We start from the raw sequence: 21,844 nt of genomic DNA, 5'->3' as shown, positions 1-21,844 counted from the left end.
CTGGAAGAGGAAGGAGAGCTACAATGACCGTCGAGACGCTCGGTATCGATATCGCCAAAAACGTGTTTCAACTTCACGGGGTCAATCATCATGGCAGCGTCGTGCTGAAGCGGCGTGTAATGCGCGATCAGCTTCTCGACATTATTGCACAGGTCGAGCGCTGCACGATCGTGGTCGAAGCATGCACGGGCGCGTTCTGCTGGGCTCGTAAGTTTGAGGCACTTGGCCACCGGGTGAAGATCATCAGCCCGCAATATGTGAAGCCCTTTGTGCGCCGGCAGAAGAACGACGGCAACGACGCTGAAGCGATCTGCACCGCCGCACGCCAACCGCACATCCCGCTCGTCCCGAAGAAGACGGTCGAGCAGCAGGATATCCAGGCTCTGCATCGCGCTCGCCAACGCATGGTCAATCATCGCACTGCCGTGGTCAGCCAGATCCGCGGTCTTCTGCTCGACCGCGGTTTTGCCATGGCAAAGTCAATCACGCGTGCCAGGCGGTTGATTCCAGAGTTTCTGTCCGACCTGAAGAATGACCTGACGCCAATGGCGCGCGAAGCGATTGCCGAACTCTATGATCTTATGCGCGATCTCGACCGCCGGATCGGGCTGTTCGACCAGAAGATCGATCGCGTCTTCCACAGCAGCGAGCCTTGTCAGAGGATTGCCAAGATCAAGGGTGTCGGTCCGAAGACCGCCACAGCCATCGTTGCGGCGATCGGTGACGGCGCCGAGTTCAAGAACGGTCGCCATCTCGCCGCCTGGGTTGGCCTCGTGCCACGACAGTTCTCCAGCGGCGATCGCACTACGCTGATGGGTATCTCAAAGCGGGGCAACCAGCATCTGCGTAGCCTGCTCGTTCACGGTGCTCGGGGAGATGTTCTCCTCGCCGCGCAGCCCCTCCAGCACAATGCGGATCTTCTCTTCCGCCGAGTACTGCCGGCGGGTCTGACGTCGGATGTCCTTCAGCACTCGTTCTGCCGGCACTTTGCCCGGCCCGGATTTCTGTTTCATCTGCGCTCCTTGCGGCTACGATGAACCAGAAATCCTCCCTCCGGAAAGTCCCTCAATTTGTCTCATGGGCGCTGACGGCAGACATGCGCGCCAAGCCCTACCTTGTCGGTGAGCGCGGCCCCGAGCTTTTCGTGCCGGGTATGTCCGGCCGGATCGAGACCAACGACACGCTGCGCCGGTTGACCGCTGACGGGGCTGCGGCGGTCGCTGGAAGCTCGTCCACATCGTCAACGCGGACCTACAGCCTTAATCCGACCATCGACATCATGGGTGGCGATGATCCTCGTGCAATTGCCGGGCAGGTGCGCTCCGAGATGGAGCGATACCTTCGCGATCTGAAAGCCGAGCAGCGGGGGTTGTTGAGTGATTGATCAAGCGCGCGGGATCACCGCGCCTCTTTCGTCAGAACTCGTCGCGCGCCCTGAAGGCTGGAGCGGTGCTACGGAGCGCGGCGTTGTTCTCAATTCAATTACGAGGCGCATCACTGTTTTATCTGGTTGAAGGCGATCACAACGCCAGTTGGCGTCGGCTATGCCGTCAATGTGACCCTCGCCGCACAAAATGATCGCGTGCTGCTCGAATCAAGTACTTCAGCGGCTCGGGAGTCACCGCTCGCACATGATCCAACCAACCCATCCGCTCTATCGAGCGATCGTCCTCGGGACGGGCGGCCCAATAGCTGGTTCGGTGTTCACCGGCTGCTGTGGGTCGGCGTTCCTTGGTATAGTAATACGAGGCGACGGACAGACGCATTCGATCTGGAGGGCAAGTCACTGGATCGGGCAGGCCATGCAGTGTCGCGCCGTGGGTTTCCCACAGAACCATCGTGTTAAACCGCGGAAAAACACGACGGCCGATGGCGGACATGTCCGATGGCCACAGTTCGAGACAGCCACCATACGAGTCAGGCCAGTCACGATTCAGGTAGACTAATAGGTTCACCCGATGAAACAAACCTGTGACGGAGTGCACCTCGAAATCGCGATGGATTTTGGTGAAGCCGCCTGGTGGTGTCCTGTGCGCCCCCGCAAATTTGTGCGTCGGATCGGACAGCAGGTTCTCGACTCCGGTCACGGTCGAGATGAACTCGCGGAAGTTTGCACTATCGACAAGTTCCAAAAAGCGCTGCGTTGCTGGTCCTAAGCCTTCTGATGCTTCCTGCTTGATTTGACGATCATCGATACTTGAGATGAGGTGCGTTTGATCGAGCTTGGCGATTTCGGCTGCGATCGCATCCAAGGACTCTTCGGAAAAGCCGTTGTCGATAACGACGTGAGGCCAAGGCTTGGCGTTGAGATAGTCGTGTCGCAACGCCTGGGATCGGCTGAAAAGGTCAGTTGCAGGTGAGAAAACATTCACGAATAGGCCCCCAGCGCATGAGCGAATGACCTCTTTAAAAGCTTAACACACCGTGGAACGGAAAGGAAAGGTATGGCGCTGCCCGATCAGGTTCGGAAAATCATAGGAGCTGCTGGCCTCCGTTCCAGCCGGCTTACGCTCGGCGATCGCGAGATCGACCACCAACACATCGAATCGAGGTCCGATGACGTTCTCCCCGACTTTCAATATCTCGGGCGAAAACCCACAGGCAGTGGCGCGCCAGATTGACAACCGGATGCGCCGATTTCTGGCAGAGCTTGAAGCGGAGCTGCGCGGGTATCTGAGTGATTGAGACGACCCTGCATCGATCAGGCAAAGGCGCGGGCCACCGTGCCTTTTTATTTTTTCCTATCAATCTCATCTGCTATCTAGTCTGGCTGAGTCACAAAACCGCAGGCTGTAGCTGGCCAGAATCAGCGATGGTGGAAGGATCGACCATCAGCCAATGAGGCAGATATGAGCGGGCGTGGCACCAGGACCAGCGAGATGCGGTTTGCGGCGTATTTGGAAGGGCTTGCCAGCGTCATCGGTCATGCTGATCGGAAGGCGCCGCTGCGCGACTATTGCGTCGGCCTGATGACCTGTGCTGGTCGCAAGAGCGTGGAACCGATGGCGGCGGCGACGGCACCGGAACGGACGGCGGCACAGCATCAGTCGCTGCTGCATTTCGTTGGCAGCGGCACCTGGTCGGATGAGAAAGTGCTGGGCAAGGTCCGCGCGATGGTCCTGCCGGCGATTGAACGCCGGGGCCCAATCGAAGCCTGGATCATCGACGATACCGGATTTCCCAAGCAGGGCCGACATTCGGTTGGAGTTGCACGGCAATATTGCGGGCAACTCGGCAAGCAGGATAATTGCCAGGTGGCGGTGTCGCTGTCAGTCGCCAACCACAACGCCAGCCTGCCTGTCGCCTATCGACTCTATCTACCGAAGGAATGGACCGAGGATTGCGATCGGCGGCGCAAGGTGGGCATCTCCGCCGAAGCCGGCTTCCAGACCAAGCCGGAGATCGCGTTGGAGCAGTTGCGGTGGGCCTGTGCGACTGGTCTTCCGCGCGGCGTCGTGCTGATGGACGCGGGCTATGGCAACAATAGCGACATGCGCACGGAGATCACGGCGCTGGGATTGACGTATGTGGCCGGACTTCTGTCAAGCACGACAGTATGGGCGCCCGGCACCGGCCCTTTGCCACCGAAGCCATGGTCTGGTCGCGGTCGTCCACCGAAACTGATGCGCCGCAACCGTCAGCATCAGCCGGTCGCCGTCAAGACGCTCGCGCTCGGCCTGCCGGCCAAAGCCTGGCGCACCATCACGTGGCGGCAAGGAACGAACGAAAAGCTGACCTCGCGTTTTGCCCGCGTGCGGGTTCGTGCCGCGCATCGTGATTATTGGCAGTCCACCCGGCGATTGGAGGAATGGTTGCTGATCGAATGGCCGAAAGGCGAAGACCAGCCCACCAAATACTGGCTCTCGACACTGCCAGAGGATGTGGCATTCCGGACCCTCGTTGATATGGCTAAATTGCGCTGGCGCATCGAACGCGACTATCAGGACCTCAAGCAGGAGGTCGGCCTCGGCCATTTTGAGGGACGCGGCTGGCGAGGCTTTCATCACCACGCGACAATGTGCATTGCGGCCTACGGATTCCTGATCTCCGAGCGGGAGACGATTCCCCCCTCAGGCGCTAGGCGCACCCGGCCGATCCCGCTCGCTCGCATTCCCGCAGATCGCAGACCCCGCGGATCTGCCGTTGCGGACCCAACGTCATATTCCAAATTCGATCGCAACGATGCGGCGGCGGCTCGAACAGGCGCTCGTCCGCACCCTGGCGAGATGTCCTTGTTGTGCGATCAGCTTCGCCTACCGCCCAGACCATCATTTGTGACGCAGTAAGACTAAGAGCCTGTTTGGAAAATCAGGGATGAGCGTTTCTGCGGATGAGGACACCGGCCATGGCGACATGGATCATGGCGGTTGAGACATCGATGCGACGTTCGTAATCACGCACGAGCCTGCGCCAGCGGATCATCCAGCCGAAAGTTCGTTCGACCACCCAGCGGCGCGGCAGGACTTCGAAGCCCTTCTGCCCGTCGCGGCGTCGGATGATTTCGAGTACGAACTGCAGATAGACGGCTTTGTCCATCAGTTTCAACCGGTCGTAGGCGGCGTCGGCGAACAGATGTTTCACCCACGGCCAGCGTTTGCGGATCGCATCGAGGATCGCTTGCGCGCCTGCGCTGTCGGAGATGTCGGCGGTTGTCAGATTGATCATCAGCAATCGCCCGTCCGTGTCGACCGCGATGTGGCGCTTTCGACCAACGATTTTCTTGCCGGCGTCATAGCCGCGCGTCTCGCTATGCGGGGCTTTGACCGACTGGCTGTCGATCACCGCAGCCGACGGGCTTGCTTCGCGCCCCTGCCGTTCCCGATCGAGCATCAGTTCGACGTCATGGATCGTCTGGAACAGGAAGCGCCGCGCCAACTCGCGGAACCAGCCATAAACCGTCCGCCAGTGACCGAAATGCACTGGCAGCACGCAGCCCGAGCGCACGAGATAGCGCACCGCGTTGATCACTTCGCGAAATTCGACTTCACGCGGCCGGCCCCGGCGTCCTGGTTTCGGCATCAGCGGCGCGATCCGTTCCCATTCCTCGTCTGTCAGATCAGACGGATATCGCTTGGTCTTCCGGGCGATCCTGGCCATCCGGCTTCGCTGCTTGCGCCACATCCCAAGTGTGAATCATATTCGCTGCGATACCGGAATCCCCGCCTAGCCCAATTTTCAAACAGGCTCTAAGGCGACCGGTCTCCGAAACGGACGAAAACGAGTAGATTCACAGCCTTTGTGAAAGGTCAAAAGGCGCGGCATCTTTCCGCGCCCTTTAATTCAGGATGATTTCCTCGCCGTTCGTCACCACCCCGAAACGGTCCGAACGAGGCGTCAAATCCTTCGAAGTGCCCTATTCGAATGCAGTGCAGATCGCCGCCGCAATTCTGAGCAAATCCGGAATTCTTCGTTACAGAAGTGGGGAAGTAACGGGGGCGTTCGAGAAATCGGGCGTACCCGTGACGGCGTCACATGTGACGCTTTTGGTTATCGCAGTGTGCCGGAGGTTCAATGTAGCGTGCGATAGTGGGAAGCTAAGCCGCCAGCGATGCTGTACGAACGCCTCGCGCCATGCCAAGCGCACCGCGGACGGCCTCTGGATCGTGAAGTCCGGTAATGACGGGCATGGGGTTCGAGAGCGGCTACGCTCCGTTGCCGCGCAATCGCATTCAGGCTGCTCTTCGCCGGTCATGATGTCGGCGCCGAAAATTGGGCCTTGCTCGCATCCATCGTGGCCATCATCGCCGGCCATCCCCAAAACAAAATCGAAGACCTCATGCCATGGCGATTCCGCAAAACATCAAGCTCACATTAAATAGGGCCACGCTTGAGCGCTTACGCTCTTACGGCCGGCGCCAGCGGTGGCGCTTGCCGCGGTCTGGCCCGATAAAAAACCCGCCGGCGAGGGGACGCACTGGCGGGTGAGGGGTAGACGGGGTGGCTAGGCCGACCGGTTGGCTAATTGCCCGGGGATGGGAGGGTGCCTGCGGCCTTGTTGTGCGTCGCAGCACAGATCATGGGGCTACCCCGGCAGTTGTAAATGGCACCAGCATCGGGAACTGATGCAGTGTGCGGCATAAATTCTCACCGAACCGCGAGCAACGAAAATCAAAGATAGGAATTAGAATTGCCTCACAGGTCGCGGCAAGACCGGGTTCCTTGCTCTCGCGTCTGGCTTGATCGTAATCGTTTCCGAAGGGGCGAACCCGTGCCTTCTGGCGGCCCGAGATGCTCCGCGAAAGGGAGACAACGAACATGGCCACCTTTCATCCATCGAAGACACGTCACACCTACCATCAGAAACTGTCGGCGTAATTGGACCCGTGATCCGTCGCATCGGCTTCTCCGACCTTCTCGATGCATTGCGGCTGGGCCGGGAAGACTTCAAGGCGGTGCCGAGCCACGCCATTGTCCTTGATTGCAAACACGGCGCCGACGCGGCCTTCACAGATCGCTGCCAGCAGCTTCTCGAAGCTTGGACGACTGACGCCCGAACCCGAGCGGCCGGGGTCGTCGTCTATGATTGTCACATCCGCCCAGCCAAGTGTATGGGCACGGTCAGCAAGGCCATATTGACGCCGCCGGCTCTCATGGTTGTTGGTAAGCTGGTCGACGGTGGATTGCCGGATGTAGATGAAGGCGCCGCGCGCCAAGTGGTCAGACGTGATCTTCATCGCCGGCCTCCGTCGCTGCGGCGACGCGCAATGCTTCCGACAACAGCGCGCTCACCAGCGGCACCAGCTTCGTCCACTCGGCCGGTGCTATCGGCGCCGGTGGGCTCTTGGGCACGAAGAGATCGAATTGGCGGTGACAGGATTGCCGATGCTTCATGCTTGTCTCCCCCTTCACGACGGGAATCGTCGCGCAGCAAGGTCAGGCCGGCATCGAGCTCAAGACGAAGTTCGCGTAGATACGTCAGCGGCAGACGGGGACTCTCCGTCACCATCATCGCCTCCGCCCGATCCTCCGTCATCCAGATCGGCAATTGCGCCAGGGTGCCGTCAGGCTGGCGGATGATGAGAGCGACCTCGTCACCATGGCGATTGCCCCCTGTAGCAATAACCGTTTCCCCGTAACGGGGATGAAATCGGTAGCGGATGATCATTTCACCCGACTGATAACGGGCATTATGAGGTTGTTGCTCCAACCCCGGGAACGCTCATCAGCCGCCGGCAGACCTCTTCCTTGCGAACGAGATCGATAACTTGCTTCGTCAGGCGAGCGAACTCTCTCAGCATCGTGCTCAGGATCGCCAGCAGCGGCTCGACCGGCGGCATGACGACCGGGTCGGTCTGTGCCGGTCAGGGCGCGCGCGGCCGGCAAAGACGGCTCACGATGGCACGATGGCGTACCCAGCTTGATGCCGGCCTCCCGCAGGATCGCCCTGACCACATTCTCGATGGTGCGCATCTCGTTCAGCACCGTGCGGCGGGCGACAAGCAGGGAACGCCAGAGCCGGTACTGCCGGCTCTTCACATGCACCCGGCGATACCAGCCGGTGCGCATGATTTGCGCCAATGCCCGGGCATCGTTGCGATCGGTTTTGTTCGGCATCGTCTTCATCGCTGCGTTGGCTTGTCGCGCCTCGATGCAAATCGCCGGTAGGCCCTCGGCACCTAGCCCGTCATGAAGCCACGCCGTCAGCGAACACGCTTCCAGACCGATCCGCTCAAGCGGCAGGCCGATTTCACCCAATGCGTCGATCAACGCCTGAGGGTCGCTCGACGCTCGCACCTCCTTCACGATCCGGGCACTCTCGTCGACAACGCAAATAGCGGTCTCTTCCAAAGACACGTCCAGTCCGGTAATACTTCATGGCTGTTCCTTCCTGATGTTTGTGGCAATTCAACATTGACCACGTTCGCACATCTCGACAGGAGCAGCCGCTTTCATCTCGGCTTAGAAGAGACCCCAATCACCCCATCTGTTTCGAAAGGGTTTGAGTGGGTGGGGTTTTGGATGGTTCCAAGGAGTTGCGAGCTTCTTGGAGATTATCATGTGGACCCCGACCACCCGTGAACAGCATAGCCGTCGCGCGGCACGATACCAGACAGATTTGACGGACGCGGAGTGGAGGCTTGTCGAGCCTCACCTTGCCGCGGCCAAGAAGACGGGGCGGCCGCGTTCCTGGTCGATGCGCGAGATCGTCAACGCCATCTTCTACGTGCTGCGCGGGGGCATCGCCTGGCGGCTCTTGCCGTTGGATTTTCCACCGTGGTCGAGCGTCTATCGCTGGTTCGCGGCCAGGATCAATCATGCCCTGGTCATGGCGGATCGCGAATATGTCGGCCGTGACGCCAGCCCAACGGCCGCCATCATCGACAGCCAAAGCGTCAAAACCACCGAGGCCGGCGGACTGCGCGGCTATGATGCCGGAAAGAAGATCAATGGCCGCAAGCGCCACGCGCTGGTCGGCACGGATGGGTGGGTGCTGCTTGTCGAACCGCATCCCGCCAACACCACGATCAACTCCGCTGCGGCCTTCCTCTACGCCGCTTCTGCCATCCTGCTCATTCGCCGGCTCGTCCGCTCATCATGAGTTTCGAAACCGACTCTCATAGCCAATCCAGAACGCCTTCATCGAAAGCTTCAACGGCCGGCTACGCGACGAACTGCTCAACGAAGCGCTGTTCCCCTCGCTCCCGCACGTGCGGGCGACTGTGTCGTGGCGGCGGGCAGACTACAACTCGCCTTTTTGTTTAAACACTTTTATGTCGAAAAACCTTTAGTTGCGGATTATACTGACTATCATGGACCAGGATACGAAACGACTATTGATCGGATCGGTCGGCATAATTCTGTATGGGATGATCATAATTACTTGCCCTCGATTCGATGGCCTTATTGGGGACTTTGTATTCGCTCCTCTCTTTCATTTAGTGGAGGTCATGCTGAGATATATCGCTTAGATGCCGTAATGGGCCGGCCTTCGCGAGCATAGCCGGATTGGGTGGCTGTCCCTCAGGATGATGGTGTTGAAACTTGCTTGCGTCCGTGCTGCACTTTTACTCTGGTCAGCCGCTGCAAAATCTCTCCGGCGTTGACACTCTGCTCTTATCGGCGTGAACGATCCTGAAATCGTCTATCTTGCGACCCATTTTGAGTGCGTTAGCGAACCAATGAGGCGTTTTTCCACGACCTGACCACGTTTGCGAAGGCGATAAAGGATTGCGGTACTTGGGCAGTACTCTCGGATATTTCCGACGTGGAGGGCTGCCTGCAACAAGGGCGGGCGATAGCTCGGAAGCATCGACCTTGCTCGCTACATCGCTGCGATTGAGTTGAGCCAAACGTTTTTCAAGCTCACGTTTTTCGGCGACGATCTTTTCCGCCAATACCTTCGTGATTTTCTCGTGGAGACGCCAGAGCTCGTTAAACTGCATCGAAAACAGATCTTTCTTTCGCATAGGGCTATCCCGTTCGTTGCTGTCCCTTTGACATTCTCCAACACCCAATTTTGAGAATACGCATTTCCAGTTCATCATCGGCGGTCCGTCGAAGGGGAGGCCTTTTGATGAACACCATAATACGTCGATTCCAATTAAAAGTGTAATTTCCTGAAAAAGGTTGCCTCCCACAGAAAGCGGCCGATCAATCAATTAATTTCGCTCAAAATAGTAGCTGGAAATTGGTCAGTGATGGCACAGAATGGCGATATTATGTCGGATGCGTGGAGATAAAGCCACAGTTCAAGTAGATGTAATGATTTATACCTAAATCGGCCGGGAGGGGAGACCTGCGTAGTATCGGATTTCTTGTGAAGTATTAAATTTATTTTCTAAGTATTACGAATGTTGTCGTGCAGATTGTTAAATAAATACCGCCGAGGAGGGGGTGGCGGTTTATTTATTCGGGGATTGAGATGAAAACCTTAAATTTTATTATCCCTTCACTTGCCTGCAGAGGCGCGAAAGCTCCATCTCTTGTAGCTCCATCTGTAGACCTGTCACGTTGCGAGCTTGAATTTCAGATAGAGTTGCGTGCTCGATCATTGAAAGACGTTGAACTCGTCCGCTTTCGGTTGAGCGATTCCAATGGCGCCGGACTTTAGGTGTCGCATGAATAGTCGGTATTCAGATCGCCGCCGCTTGGGCCATCCGATTTTGCATAGAACAAAGTTGACCTCGGCCATGACCAGTTCACCTGATCGGAAGCTGAAAATCGCGCTGCGTTTCCAGTCGGTTAATCCGACCGAGTTGCCTTAACGGGAATTGTCGGCAGGGCTCCGGCTTAAAAAAACCGGAGGTGTCCAGATTTGATGCGGCCCACCAGCGCATTGAAAGGAATCTATTTGTCGCCTACATCTCATTGCGGAATCAGTATGGGGCCGCACGATGATGAAGAAAACCGGTCTGGAAACAATGTCGATTGACGACCTTTGGACGCTTCATGAAAGGGTCAGCAAGGTTCTATCGATACGAATAGCGTCGGAAAAGCGCGAGCTTGAAAAGCGTCTAGCTTACCTCAACGGCGGCTCGGCCGCGATTGCGCGAGAGGCTGAGCTGGCAACTCGAGGCGTCGTCGAGGGCAAACCCCGGCGTAAATATCCACGGGTTCTGCCGAAATATCGCAATCCGTCGAGCCCGTCGGAGACATGGTCCGGAAGGGGAAAGCAGCCGCGATGGCTGGTTGCGGCCATCAAGTCCGGTCGCAAGATCAACGATTTCAAGATCGAGGCTACCGGAAGTTCCAAGGCGCACTAGGCGGTAGTGACGATTTAACTATCTGAGCCAGATCGCGATTGCGGCGAGTTTGACGAAGCCCATGAAGTTGGCGAGCAGTTTGTCGTACGGGTCGCGACGCGCCTGAACTGCTTGAGCTTGTTGAAGAAGCGCTCGATGATGTTGCGCTCCTTGTAGAGATCGGCGTCGTAAGGACGCTGGTCTTTTCGGTTTCGCTTTGGCGGAATGACGACGGTGGCCTGCATCTCAAACAATCTTGTCGATGAGATGGTTGCCAGCACCACCGATCCCGACGCTAAGCTCTATCGCAAGGGCGCGGGCATGGAGGCAAAGCTGGCCTTTCTCGGCCATGCCTTGATGGAGAACCGCCGGGGGCTCATCGTCGATGCCTGCCTGAAGCTGGCCGCCGGATTGAGCGAACGGTAGGTAGCCCAATTCGTCGAGAACGATGAAGTCCATCCGGGTCAGATGTTCGGCGAGTCGGCCCTGACGTCCGTTGCGGGTCTCGCTTTCGAGACGGTTGACGAGGTCGACGACGTTGTAAAAGCGCCCGCGGGCACCGGAGCGGATGCAGCTCCTGTGGCGATGGCGATGGCCAGATGGGTCTTGCCGGTGCTGGTACCGCCGACCAGCACGACGTTGCGTTGCTGGGCGATGAAGCCGCCGCCGGCGAGATCATTGACGAGTGTCTGGTTGATCGGCGTACCGTCGAACTGGAAGTCAGCGATGTCCTTGGCGATCGAAGCGACAGGAGCCAGGCTCCTGTAGGCAAACGGAGCGCCGTCCGTTTGTCGATCGCTCGACACTCGCCAGTCAACGCTGACCCGAGGCTTCATTGATGCAGGGCAGGAGCTTTTAACCATAAGCCGTTGTTTCAATCGCCTGCAGGAAAGTTGCTGTATTTAATCGGAGGCTTGGGCCGCTGTGCGGAGAGCCTGATGAGTAACATCAATTGGAGTCTTGTCGAGGCAGAGGTGAACGCCACGTCTGTTCTGAAGCGCAAGAAGGATCGCGAGGCATCCGAGCGATCGGAAGTTGATGTGCTGAAGCACATCGAAGATGCGCTGCTAATGGATGCAATACCCTCTGATCGAGCTGGCGCCCGGCGCAGATAGTCCCTCTGGGCAACGCCAGCGGGCAGGCAAGCTTGCGACGACGCGGCCACTTCAGTATGCGTTGCGGCCGCGCATGACTTCGACAATGGTTTGAAGCATGATGGCGAGGTCGAGTCCGAAGCTCCAGTTGTCGATGTACCAGAGATCATGCTCGACGCGCCGTTCGATATCCCTCGGCGTCGGCGTTGGACCCCGACAGCCGTTCACCTGAGCCCAGCCTGTCAGACCTGGTTTGACGCGGTGTCGAAATGCATAATTTCGAACAACCTTGTCAAATTGCGTGTCATGTGCCAGCGCGTGGGGGCGGGGGCCAACAAGCGACATGCTGCCTTCCAGCACGTTGAGCAACTGAGGTAGTTCATCAATGCTGGTGCGGCGCAGCCATTTCCCCAAAGGCGTAACTCTGCTGTCGGAGCATTGAGCCTGCGCAATCGTTGGACCATCTTCAAGCACAGACATTGTCCGGAATTTGTAGATCTGGAAGCATCCCCCGTTAAATCCGCGCCGGCGTTGCCGGAAAAGAACGGGCCCTGGTGAGTCCAGTTTGATCGTGATCGCGACGACCGCAAGCAAGGGTGATAGTGCCAGCAGGCCAGCCCCGGCGGCTACGGTATCAATGCATCGCTTCGCCGCGTACTCCATTGGCGTCAGCGGCCCGCGCTGAACCTCAACACAGACGGAATTTCCAAGCTCATGGGAGGGTTGGTTGAATATCTCCGAGGCGGTGCCCACAGGGATCACGTTGACCGGGAAAGGCAGTATCCGAAGCTTCGCGATCAGGCTGCGCAATTCCTTCCAGTGCTTTAGGTCGGCACCCACAATGATTTCTTCCACTTCGGATCCGCGGACACATTCGATCGCGGTTGAAATGATGTCTGCGCGATGACGGCCGCCTCGCTCCGGAAGCGGCAGGGTGAAATGCCGCTCCAGCCTGAAGCCGAGGCTCGTCAACGTCTGCGCAAGGTTTGTTTCCGCGCGCTGGCCGCAATCGGTGATCAATACGATCCTGCGGCCGGAGAAACGCCTGTTCGTTATACCTTTGGTCAGGAGGCTCCGCCAAAAAATGCGGTGGGCGGTCAGCGCGGTCAGGCCGAGCGCAGCAAAGAGCAAGCTCGCGCCTTGCGAAACCTCGGTGCTCACTTTCAGGGCAAAAACCGTTCCGGCGAGCAGAGAGAACACGGCTGCCCAAAGCAGAAAAATGGTGGAGAGTTGGCTGCGGAGCGCCAGCAATGCTGCTGGCTTGTACATCCGACGGCTAATCATCAGCGAAACGAAGAGGGCGGAGACGAGGGCGGCTGAACCGAAATACTGGACGATATCGCCCGGCGTGCCGTAGGCCTGAATATGATAGATCACTCCAGCGAGCGTGCTTGCCGAAAAAATGACAGCAACATCAGCTGCAGCGGAAATGAATTCGATAGAACCGTAACTGATTGGCCATTTGTGCGCCGAAACTGACTTCTCCGTCAGTTCGCTAACAACAGCGCTATCCGTTACATCTATGTCACGCTTTACAAAACTCATTTGCTGGGCCCTCGGGGGACCGGCCTTATTTAAATCAGATTAAATTAACCATTAATAATTTAATTTAGCAAGAGAATAATATATTAAATAATTTCGGATATGTCATTAAATCACCATTAACCGTGGTCGCCTAGCATTACCGTTGCTTTTTTGAGGGGCGTCTGAATCCATGGGCAACCCATGATTCGGAGATCGTGGACGCACGCAGCGTCGATTGAGGAGGCGCTTGCGTTGTGGGCGGCGTCGCTTCGAGCAATCAAGCAGCGGATACGTCCGTTGTTCACACAACTGCGTGTTGCGGCGAATGCCGGTCTGTTCCTGGAAGGTTTGCTCGGAGATGAGCCGCGCAAGACCGGTTGGATGCGCGCGGGGACGGCGGGCGATCCAGGCCCCTGGCGCCAGCAGGCCATTCTGGGTCGTGGGCGGCGCCGGCCGAAGTATGCCTGTCGGGCCTGCGAAGAGGTGGTGCTGCAGGCTCCGGCGCCAGCACGGCTGATCGAGGGCGGATTGCCGACCGAAGCGACAGTGGCGCAGGTCCTTGTCTCCAAATACGCCGATCACTTGCCGCTCTACCGCCAATCCCAGATCTACGCCCGGCAGGGCATCATACTTGACCGCTCGACATTGGCCGACTGGGTCGGCCGCGCCGCCTGGTTGCTGCGGCCGGTGCATGAGCGCCTGCTCGCTACTTTGAAGACCTCGACCAAGCTGTTCGCCGACGAGACCACGGCGCCGGTGCTCGATCCCGGCCGCGGGCGTACCAAGATCGGCCAGCTCTGGGCCTACGCACGCGATGATCGCCCTTGGGGCGGGGCCGATCCACCGGGCGTAGCTTACCTCTATGCGCCCGACCGCAAGGCGGAGCGGCCGATCGCTCATCGTGCCGGCTTCACCGGCATCCTGCAGGTAGACGGCTTTGCCGGCTATCGCGCCCTCGCCGAACGCGGCGATGTGCGGCTCGCGTTCTGCTGGGCCCACGTGCGCCGGCGCTTCTACGAGCTTGCCGTCGCCGGTCCGGCACCGATCGCCAGCGATGCGCTCAAACGCATTGTCGATCTCTATGCCGTCGAGACCCAATGCCGGGGCCGCTGCGCCGATGAGCGGCGCGCGCCGGGCTGATTTCAACGCACAGACGACACGGTCCGCTGCCAGGCGGTCGAAAGACGGGCCGCAGGCGCGGCGACTTCTGGCTCTGGCCGCGATCTACGACGGTGCGACGCGGACGGAAGCAGCCAGGATCGGCGGAGTGGGTGTGCAAATTGTTCGCGACTGGGTGATGAAGTTCAATGCCTTCGGCCCGGACGGCCTTTTCGATCGCAAGGCGCCCGGGCAACCGTCCCGGCTCAAGGACGAGCATCGTCAGGCGTTGGCCGCCGTGATCGAAAGCGGGCCGATCCCTGCTATTCACGGCGTCGTCCGTTGGCGCATCGTCGATCTCTGCCAGCGGCTGTATGAGGAGTTCAGGGTCACAGTCTCCAAGCAGACTCTGAGCCGGGAGCTGCGCGGCATGGGCTATCGCAAGCTCAGCGCCCGTCCGCGCCATCATGCGCCAGCCGAGGGTGCGATCGAGAATTTTAAAAAACCCTCCCAGCCCGAGTGGCGGAAATTGCGAAGGACAAGAGCGTCGATCCAGCCGATATAGAAATATGGTTTGGCGACGAGGCGCGCATCGGCCAGAAGAACAAGATCACGCGACGTTGGGCGCGGCGCGGAACGCGGCCTTCGGCGCCGCGCGACCAGCGAACCGCCTCCACTTACATCTTCGGCGTGATCTGCCCGAAGGACGGCAAGGGTGCAGCCCTCGTCCTGCCCGCATGCAACACCGCGGCGATGAACCTGCATCTGGCCGAAATCGCGACCGAGGTCGCGCCAGGCAAGCATGCCATCTTGCTGCTCGACCAGGCCGGCTGGCATCTGTCGAGCCGGTTGATCGTTCCACCCAACATCACGATCCTGCCGCTGAGATGCAACGGAAAAGCGCTGGCTACGGCGACATTCTGAAGACATTCCTGAGTATCTGTAGATCAATGGGGTGAGCTCAGCTGCATGACGCGGCTCGAGAACGAACCAGATCCAACTTATATACGGTCAGGGGCAACGACACCTGTACCAACATCCCGCGTGCGACGGATTTGAGCCCAAGATGACGACACCATTCTTAATCGCGGCTTTTTAGGCCATGTTCCAGGCCGGTTCGTCTACCAAGAATCTGCCAGGACCGACCAGTAGGACCGACCAGTCTTGGGAGATGACATAAACTAATTCCGAAGGTGCTTAATCTGCCGTCATGTCGTCAGCACAGCACCTTCGATGACGACGCCGGCGTTGACGTATTCCACATCGCCACGAGCAGCTTGCGGGCAAGCGCCACGATTGTCGCATTCTTCAGGCGGCCACCGTTCTGCGTCACGCGCTCTTTGAACCAGGCGGTGAGCGCAGAGTCAGGCTGATGCCGCAGCCAGAGCCAGGCCAGTTGGATGAGCGTCGTTCGCAGCCTGGGATTGCCTGATTTCGACACCCCTTGGTCGCGATCAACCTTTCCACTCTGCCAAGGGGTCGGCGCAAGACCCGCATAAGCCGCGACCTGTCTTCGATTGTCGAAGTGGCGCGATAGTCCTTCCGACCATATGACGGCGGCAAACTGCGGGCCGATCCCCTTGAGATTGAGCAACAGCGCTGGCGCTGGCGATGACGTCCCGGCTGCCACCATCATGGCTTCGCGGGTCTTTTCGATATCTTTGATCTGCTCGATCAACAGTTCGATCCGATCGAGCTCGCGGCTGATCTGCGCCTTTAGCGCTGGCGGTAATGGCCTGCCATCGCCTGTCACGAGCTCCTCAAGGCGCTTGCGTCGGTCGCGGTTGAGCGGCTGGTAACCGCAGACGCCCTGACCGAACAGCAGGCCCTTCACCCTGTTGACGTGCCTTACCCGCTCGTTGGTCAGCGTCTTGCGCTCGCGCACCAGGCGACGGCGATCTTCCTCTTCTGGCGTTGGTACACGCAGCATCGCACAAACTCGGGGCTCGCCGCGTTTGTAAGCAAGCAGCGCTCGCACCAGTGCTTCGCCGTCGATCTCGTCGGTCTTCGCCCGACGGCGGCGACGTGATGTCGCAATGGACGCCGGATCGACGACGTAGCTCTCGATTCCTTCGCGCTCGAGGATCCTATGGATCCAGAACCCATCTAAACCGGCCTCCTGGATTGATACGACTCGAAAGCCGCTACCGGCGCGGGCCTTCGCCTTGCGCTGCAGTTCGGCAAGACGAGCCAGCAATCCTGGAACATCCCCGCCTGGAACGACGAACTTTGACATGCGCTCGCGCGCGCCTGGCGACAGAGACGTGACCAGCCATTTCGAACGAGAGAGTTCCAACGAAACAAAGATAGCGGCAAGATCAACGTGAATGGCGGTCGGCGTTTCGGAACGGCGTTCTGAGACTTGCATTGCGGGCCTCCTGGGTGGGCTGTTGACGACTTAACCCTGGCAGAGTGTCGGTCGCTATTCACCTCTCCATAGGATCTTAATCCGCAGGAAAATGTCTGGCAGACCGTATGTTCGTTGCCCATGCGGCGGCCGCTCGCCCAAACTTCTTGCGGCGGCTGGCCGGAGGCCGGTCTTCAGCCCCGAGCAGGAGGACTGGAGTTATGCATAAAGAAGGCGCGTTTGTGGGGCTTGATACGTCCAAATTGAAAATTTCCGTGGCTTTGGCCGATGAAGGCCGTCAGGGAGAAATCCGCTTCTTTGGCGGCATAGAAAAATGCGCCTGACGCTGTGCGGCGTCTCGTGACCAAGCTGACCGGAAGATATCAAAAACTGCATTTCTGCTACGACGCAGGGCCAACCGGCTACGGATTGTACCGCCAGCTCACCGATCTCGAGCAGGAGTGCGTTGTCATCGCGCCGTCCTTGAACACCGAAGCGACCGGGAGAACGGGTTAAAACAAATCGTCGAGATGCGGTGTCCTTGGCCCGGCTCCATCGCGCTGGCGAATTGACGGCGATCTGGGTCCCAGACGCGGAGCACGAAGCCGTACGCGATCTGGTGCGCGCCCGAGAAGCCGCCATGCTTGAATTACGCGAGAAACGACAGCATTTGCAGTCGTTCCTGCTGCGTCATGGGCGAATTTATGCCGGTCGCCGACCTTGGACGAAGGTGCATACACGTTGGCTGTCAAACCTCACCTTTTCTCATCGTGCTCAATACCTTGTTCTTCGCGAATATCGTCAATCCATCGAAGATACCGAGGCGCGACTTGAGAGGCTGCCCTTCAGGTCGATGGCTACGCCGGCTATCGCGTACTCGCCGAGCGTGGTGACGTGCGACTGGCATTCTGTTGGGCCCATGTGCGCCGACGCTTCTACGAACTCGCCGCGGCCGGGCCGGCGCCGATCGCCAGCGAGGCGCTCGAACGCATCGCCGGACTCTATGCCATCGAGAGCGATATCCGTGGCCGCGGCGCCGAGGAAAGGCGCGACGCCAGGCAGCAAAGGAGCCGGCCGATCATCGATGAGCTTGAACCCTGGCTGCGCGCCAAGCTTGGCCTGATCAGCCAGAAGAGCAAACTGGCTGAGGCCATCCGCTATGCCCTGTCGCGCTGGGAAGGTCTAACGCGCTTCCTCGATGACGGCCGCATCGAGATCGACTCCAATACCGTCGAACGCGCGATCCGGCCGATTGCCCTGAGCCGTAAGAACGCTCTGTTCGCTGGCTCCGACGGCGGCGGCGAGCATTGGGCCGTCATCGCCTCGCTAATCGAGACCTGCAAACTCATGGGCATCGAACCGCACGCCTATCTCGCCGACGTCATCACAAAGATCGTCAACGCTCACCCGAACAGCCAAATCGACGATCTGCTGCCATGGGCCTATCCCGTGGCCCCGGCGCTCCGGGACGTGGCCTGAGAACACCGCTCTGATGTCCGCTGTCAATACACCAAGCGTGCAATATCGCCCCTTCGTCCCTTACGAGGAATGGCAGTTCAATCTGATGGTCGCGCATGGGTGGGGGCGGAACTGTAGGACGTCGGTGATCAAGCTCTGATGCGCGGGTTGGATACCGCATTCCCGATTATGCGTCCGGGGCTGTTCCTATCTTACTGCGGGCGTCGGTCATTGCCGGCCACAAAGCGTCTGACGGGCATTCCCCTGCCGTCGTTCCGCCCCCGCCCATACGCGAGATGATCTTGTTCTTCATGACGATCTATTGCAACCTCGGCTGCGCCTCCCTTGCAACGGCCCACATGAAGCCGACCAATTCGCGAGCGATCGCCGTGCAGACTACCGTCGTCCGCTTGCCCCGTCCGATCAACATCCGGTAACGTGCGGTCAATCGGCTCTGCGCTTTCCATGCGATCTCGCGCACCGCTTGCGGCGCTTGCTCAAGCCGGTAAAGTTTCACCTTGCCGACGCGGGGCGGATGCCGATAGGTCCATGCACTTTCGACAAGCATGTGCCGAACGCGGCCGTTTCCGGCCTTGGTAATGCCGCTCTGTCTGACTGTCTCTCCGGTTGATCGTTCTCCGGGAACGAGACCGAGATAGCCCATTAATTGACGAGGGCTCTCAAACCGACGTACATCGCCGACTTCGGTGGTGAATGTCACGGCGACGATCAGATCTACGCCGCGCAATGTCTGCAACGCCCGGACGACCGGCGCGAGAGACCACTCGGGCACAAACTCCTCGATCACCCTTTCCAGTCTTTCCACTCGTTCTTTCGAGATGCGGACCGCCTCAACCATTTCCTGGAGAGCGATCTGATGGGCGGGATGTTCAAACTTCTGTTCCTGCAGCCAGCGCAGGTAGCGCATCGTCCAGCCCTTCTTGCGGGGATAGATACGGCCATGCTTGAGCATGAAAGCGCTGATCTGCTGCCGATGCACGCGTAATGTCTCGACGGCGGCCGCACGAGCGCGCACAAGATCCCGCATGGCCTCATGACCCTCGTCCGGAACCCATACCGCCGTCAGCTCGCCGGCCCTCAACAGCCGGGCGAGCGATAGCGAGTCCCGCCGGTTTGTCTTCACCCGATCGCCCGGCTTCCTTGGGATTAACGACGGGGCGACCACTAAGCAGTCGTAACCGAGCGAACGGATCAACCGATATAGGCCATAACCGGTGGGACCAGCCTCATAACAAAAATATACGTGGTCAAATCTTGAGGCGATTCGCTGGATCGCCCGGCGCATACTCGCGTCCGATGACTCGACTTCACCGAAATAACGGATCTCTCCGTTTCGGCCGCCGTCTGCAACCGCGACCGCATTCTTCAGTTTGGCAACATCGATCCCGACAAAAGCTTCTCTATAATCCTGCACGGCTCGTCCTCCTGTGGTGAGGATCGGCTCGGCCTGCCCGAGCAACCCTCGGACGCGCAGTGTAGGGCGAGCCACCTCACCATCGAAGACGGACATACGGTCTTACGACCTATCGATATGCGGCCCGGCTAAGCCGGCCTCTGGAGGTGCGGCAGGAGCGCTTGCCCAAGAATGTACGGGCGATCGCATGGAAAGCGCAGCTTCGTTTATGCGCCCGTTACCGAAGGTTGGCGGCGGTAGGGAAACGGCAAACTGTTGTCACCACAGCAATCGCCCGAGAAATGTCGGCGTTCCTATGGGCAATCGGCCAAGAAGTCGAACCGCCTCAGCCCAAACAAGGCGCGGCATGCTGAGCAGATAGGGCGGCTCACGCTTTCTAACGGAGGGCAGAATCGAAGACCTGCCAATTGCGATTGCGCGATGCTGGAGGCAGGGCCTTGGTGGGGAATCCTCGAATGAATTGTGTGGCCGATGACACGTTATCGATGCCCGTTGGCAGATCGAGGCAGCTCCGGACGAACATACGGAAATGCGGTACCCAACCCGCGCATCCAGAGTCTGCTCAACCGTCGCCTTATCGACCCTGCCTCCTGCTCCGCGCAATAGCTTTATCCTCTGCCACCGAGGCCAATCGCCCCGATCGGCCTTTTACGTCCAAATGGCTTGACTACGAACATAAGAGTTCATGCGCGACAATTGGTTGTCGAACCGCGTGTTCAAGTCCTACGAAGATATCGTCGATCACTGCTGCTACACCTGGAACAGGCTAATCGATCAGCCTTGGCGCATTATGTTCATCGGAATGCGTGATTGAGCGTACCGGTTTTGATCAACAAGTCTTGGTATTAGCGGGTGACGGCGATGGGGGTCGGGGGATTAACAATCGTTGTTGGAGCAACCCCGTTGATTGCCGCCTTCAACGCGTAGGCATTCGTTGCGTAGACGATCGGGTCGTTGGCGGTAGCCATAATAGTTCTCAGAAAACTCAGGAACTTCGTCGTTTCCACCAAGGGAGAGTTCGACGTGTAGATCACGTCCTTGTTCCGAATGTCGAATGCCTGAGCCAGGAAGTATCCGGAAGGATCCCGCAAGTTCACGTTGTAAATGATCGGAATAATTGGTCCTTGAAATCTTGAGCAATCGACCCCAAGTCGCTCGGCGACCTCCCGGGTTTCACCGCGATAAAGAAATACGGACCCAGGATCGGCAAGCGAATCGTTGAGGCCTCCATGTTTTCCGACGGCTTCTGCGAGTGAAATCCGCCACGCATCGAACTTGTATTGTCCCTGCGTCCCGGCGGCGCCGAACGCGACGAAGGTCTGCGGCTGATTGTAAAGATAGATCGTATCGTTCGGAAGAACATAGATATTGTTCGACGGCTCATAGACCAGCGCGCCAAATGGGACGCTCGCGCGGTGTCCTGCGCGTTCAAGTGTTACCCATGTGTCGTAACCTTGCGTGCTGGGGCCGCCCGCCCGCGCGATCACATCCAGAACGCGTTCGCCGGAGGCGCTTGCAGGGAAGCGGCCGGCGGAATGAACATCGCCCAGCACGCTGATCAGTGACGTTCGCTGATCGACAAGCGACACCACCGCCTGAGGCTCGATGGCGCGGTTGCTAAGGGCTGAGACGATCGCCTGTTGAACCTCAACGGGTGTCTTGCCTTTTGCGCGAACAGCCCCCGCGTAGGGCACAGAAATATTGCCGTTGTTATCGACCGCCTGGTTAGGGATTGTAACAAAATTACCCGGACGCACACCGGCTTCGACGGGGATGAACAGGCCGCCCGCGGCGGCCTCAAAAATTGTCACACTGATGGTATCGCCAATCCCGAAGCGAAATGCCGTGGGAGGGGATCGGTTTGCGAATGCGCTGGACAGCTTTGGCGTAAATTGAGCCAGAATCCGAACAACATCTGGGTTTAACTTCACGAGGGCATAGGGAAGGCTTTCCGGTTGTTCGCCTGCCTGGCCCATGCGGATGTCCGTGCTCTGCGGGCCGGTGGTGGGCACAACTGTGCAACCGCCGCAAGAAAGTGCGGCGAGAGCCAAGCTGATATTTCTGACTTTAGCCCACCGAGGCTTCGTGCCGGACAGAGCCAAATCCCCTGCGCTAGCGGTAACTGGCAGCAACTTCGCATTCCAGACTGATTCAGGCCAGAGCTTCATGGCTGTCGCGGAGCGAAAAACCAAAGCTTGTTGCCGGT

At 58.8% G+C, this 21,844-nt stretch carries 12 protein-coding genes and 17 pseudogenes; 16 read left to right on the top strand and 13 right to left on the bottom strand.

Annotated features, from left to right (window positions below; genetic code table 11):
• Positions 1-23: 23 nt before the first annotated feature.
• A pseudogene (locus tag NHAM_RS15790) lies at positions 24-890 on the top strand (IS110 family transposase); the annotation flags it as partial.
• On the opposite strand, the pseudogene NHAM_RS26840 reads toward NHAM_RS15790, so the two are convergent.
• Positions 873-1,013: pseudogene (locus NHAM_RS26840) on the bottom strand (IS3 family transposase); the annotation flags it as partial. The pseudogenes NHAM_RS15790 and NHAM_RS26840 overlap by 18 nt on opposite strands.
• An 83-nt stretch (positions 1,014-1,096) precedes the next feature.
• Here NHAM_RS26840 and NHAM_RS15785 point away from each other — a divergent pair.
• A complete protein-coding gene (locus NHAM_RS15785; RefSeq protein WP_245269919.1) occupies positions 1,097-1,384 on the top strand; it encodes a hypothetical protein in 288 nt (95 codons plus the stop codon).
• Positions 1,385-1,550: 166 nt separating this feature from the next.
• Here the strand turns inward: NHAM_RS15785 and NHAM_RS15780 are convergent, their stop codons facing one another.
• Entirely contained in the window at positions 1,551-2,372 is an 822-nt protein-coding gene (locus tag NHAM_RS15780; protein WP_011511477.1) for a 2OG-Fe(II) oxygenase, read from the bottom strand.
• Between the two features lie 184 nt (positions 2,373-2,556).
• Here NHAM_RS15780 and NHAM_RS28915 point away from each other — a divergent pair, with 184 nt between their 5' ends.
• Positions 2,557-2,685 carry a hypothetical protein gene (locus NHAM_RS28915; protein ID WP_283805350.1) on the top strand — a complete coding sequence of 43 codons (129 nt, stop codon included), beginning with the start codon at positions 2,557-2,559 and terminating at the stop codon, positions 2,683-2,685.
• A gap of 164 nt (positions 2,686-2,849) precedes the next feature.
• On the top strand, positions 2,850-4,286 hold the full coding sequence (locus tag NHAM_RS15775; protein WP_011511476.1) for an IS701 family transposase: 1,437 nt from the start codon (positions 2,850-2,852) through the stop codon (positions 4,284-4,286).
• Positions 4,287-4,308: 22 nt separating this feature from the next.
• On the opposite strand, the gene NHAM_RS15770 is transcribed toward NHAM_RS15775, so the two are convergent.
• On the bottom strand, positions 4,309-5,121 hold the full coding sequence (locus tag NHAM_RS15770) for an IS5 family transposase (protein WP_011511475.1): 813 nt from the start codon (positions 5,119-5,121) through the stop codon (positions 4,309-4,311).
• A gap of 1,151 nt (positions 5,122-6,272) precedes the next feature.
• Between NHAM_RS15770 and NHAM_RS29335 the strand changes: the two are divergent.
• Positions 6,273-6,416: pseudogene (locus NHAM_RS29335) on the top strand (DUF2189 domain-containing protein); the annotation flags it as partial.
• Positions 6,417-6,452: 36 nt separating this feature from the next.
• Here NHAM_RS29335 and NHAM_RS15765 read toward each other — a convergent pair.
• From NHAM_RS15765 to NHAM_RS15760, 3 genes and pseudogenes are all read right to left on the bottom strand, one after another.
• Positions 6,453-6,674 (bottom strand): annotated as a pseudogene (locus tag NHAM_RS15765) (recombinase family protein); the annotation flags it as partial.
• A complete protein-coding gene (locus NHAM_RS26835; protein WP_011511472.1) occupies positions 6,671-7,105 on the bottom strand; it encodes a hypothetical protein in 435 nt (144 codons plus the stop codon). The pseudogene NHAM_RS15765 and the gene NHAM_RS26835, both read right to left, overlap by 4 nt.
• Before the next feature lie 25 nt (positions 7,106-7,130).
• Positions 7,131-7,816 (bottom strand): annotated as a pseudogene (locus NHAM_RS15760) (IS110 family transposase); the annotation flags it as partial.
• Positions 7,817-7,996: 180 nt separating this feature from the next.
• Here NHAM_RS15760 and NHAM_RS15755 point away from each other — a divergent pair.
• Both NHAM_RS15755 and NHAM_RS25110 read left to right on the top strand, forming a co-directional pair.
• A pseudogene (locus tag NHAM_RS15755) lies at positions 7,997-8,458 on the top strand (transposase); the annotation flags it as partial.
• 103 nt (positions 8,459-8,561) lie between these two features.
• Positions 8,562-8,687, top strand: a pseudogene (locus tag NHAM_RS25110) (integrase core domain-containing protein); the annotation flags it as partial.
• Positions 8,688-9,014: 327 nt separating this feature from the next.
• Here NHAM_RS25110 and NHAM_RS25105 read toward each other — a convergent pair.
• Positions 9,015-9,407, bottom strand: a complete 393-nt coding sequence (locus NHAM_RS25105; protein ID WP_011511471.1) for an H-NS family nucleoid-associated regulatory protein — start codon at positions 9,405-9,407, stop codon at positions 9,015-9,017.
• A gap of 927 nt (positions 9,408-10,334) precedes the next feature.
• Here NHAM_RS25105 and NHAM_RS15740 point away from each other — a divergent pair.
• Positions 10,335-10,703, top strand: a complete 369-nt coding sequence (locus tag NHAM_RS15740) for an H-NS family nucleoid-associated regulatory protein (protein ID WP_011511470.1) — start codon at positions 10,335-10,337, stop codon at positions 10,701-10,703.
• 18 nt (positions 10,704-10,721) lie between these two features.
• Here NHAM_RS15740 and NHAM_RS15735 read toward each other — a convergent pair.
• Positions 10,722-10,915, bottom strand: a pseudogene (locus tag NHAM_RS15735) (transposase); the annotation flags it as partial.
• Positions 10,916-10,955: 40 nt separating this feature from the next.
• Here NHAM_RS15735 and NHAM_RS26830 point away from each other — a divergent pair.
• A pseudogene (locus NHAM_RS26830) lies at positions 10,956-11,105 on the top strand (IS5/IS1182 family transposase); the annotation flags it as partial.
• Here NHAM_RS26830 and NHAM_RS15730 read toward each other — a convergent pair.
• Positions 11,079-11,422 (bottom strand): annotated as a pseudogene (locus NHAM_RS15730) (ATP-binding protein); the annotation flags it as partial. The pseudogenes NHAM_RS26830 and NHAM_RS15730 overlap by 27 nt on opposite strands.
• 198 nt (positions 11,423-11,620) lie before the next feature.
• On the opposite strand from NHAM_RS15730, the gene NHAM_RS15725 reads away from it, so the two are divergent.
• Complete coding sequence (locus NHAM_RS15725; RefSeq protein WP_157043654.1) at positions 11,621-11,797, top strand: hypothetical protein; 177 nt, start codon at positions 11,621-11,623, stop codon at positions 11,795-11,797.
• A gap of 51 nt (positions 11,798-11,848) precedes the next feature.
• On the opposite strand, the gene NHAM_RS15720 is transcribed toward NHAM_RS15725, so the two are convergent.
• Positions 11,849-13,321 carry an undecaprenyl-phosphate glucose phosphotransferase gene (locus NHAM_RS15720; protein WP_011511468.1) on the bottom strand — a complete coding sequence of 491 codons (1,473 nt, stop codon included), beginning with the start codon at positions 13,319-13,321 and terminating at the stop codon, positions 11,849-11,851.
• Between the two features lie 426 nt (positions 13,322-13,747).
• Here NHAM_RS15720 and NHAM_RS15715 point away from each other — a divergent pair.
• Together NHAM_RS15715 and NHAM_RS28355 are read left to right on the top strand one after the other, a co-directional pair.
• Positions 13,748-14,431 (top strand): annotated as a pseudogene (locus NHAM_RS15715) (IS66-like element ISNisp6 family transposase); the annotation flags it as partial.
• Positions 14,382-15,283, top strand: a pseudogene (locus NHAM_RS28355) (IS630 family transposase); the annotation flags it as partial. The pseudogenes NHAM_RS15715 and NHAM_RS28355, both read left to right, overlap by 50 nt.
• Before the next feature lie 323 nt (positions 15,284-15,606).
• On the opposite strand, the pseudogene NHAM_RS15700 reads toward NHAM_RS28355, so the two are convergent.
• Positions 15,607-16,766, bottom strand: a pseudogene (locus NHAM_RS15700) (IS110 family transposase).
• A 200-nt stretch (positions 16,767-16,966) separates the two neighbouring features.
• Between NHAM_RS15700 and NHAM_RS28350 the strand changes: the two are divergent.
• Positions 16,967-17,587 (top strand): annotated as a pseudogene (locus NHAM_RS28350) (IS110 family transposase); the annotation flags it as partial.
• 1 nt (position 17,588) lies between these two features.
• A pseudogene (gene tnpC, locus NHAM_RS15690) lies at positions 17,589-18,224 on the top strand (IS66 family transposase); the annotation flags it as partial.
• Between the two features lie 298 nt (positions 18,225-18,522).
• On the opposite strand, the gene NHAM_RS15685 reads toward tnpC, so the two are convergent.
• Positions 18,523-19,638, bottom strand: coding sequence for an IS110 family transposase (locus tag NHAM_RS15685; protein WP_011510741.1), 1,116 nt, complete (start codon positions 19,636-19,638; stop codon positions 18,523-18,525).
• A 98-nt stretch (positions 19,639-19,736) separates the two neighbouring features.
• Between NHAM_RS15685 and NHAM_RS28345 the strand changes: the two are divergent.
• Together NHAM_RS28345 and NHAM_RS28340 are read left to right on the top strand one after the other, a co-directional pair.
• Positions 19,737-19,991: pseudogene (locus NHAM_RS28345) on the top strand (IS110 family transposase); the annotation flags it as partial.
• A gap of 326 nt (positions 19,992-20,317) precedes the next feature.
• Positions 20,318-20,452: pseudogene (locus tag NHAM_RS28340) on the top strand (IS630 family transposase); the annotation flags it as partial.
• A gap of 31 nt (positions 20,453-20,483) precedes the next feature.
• On the opposite strand, the gene NHAM_RS15675 reads toward NHAM_RS28340, so the two are convergent.
• Positions 20,484-21,806, bottom strand: a complete 1,323-nt coding sequence (locus tag NHAM_RS15675; RefSeq protein WP_011511463.1) for a polysaccharide biosynthesis/export family protein — start codon at positions 21,804-21,806, stop codon at positions 20,484-20,486.
• Between the last annotated feature and the right edge of the window lie 38 nt (positions 21,807-21,844).

It is taken from the genome of Nitrobacter hamburgensis X14 (genome assembly GCF_000013885.1).
GTDB lineage: Bacteria > Pseudomonadota > Alphaproteobacteria > Rhizobiales > Xanthobacteraceae > Nitrobacter > Nitrobacter hamburgensis.
Note: the sequence above shows the minus strand (reverse complement) of the source record. Positions and strands in the feature narration are given on the sequence as shown.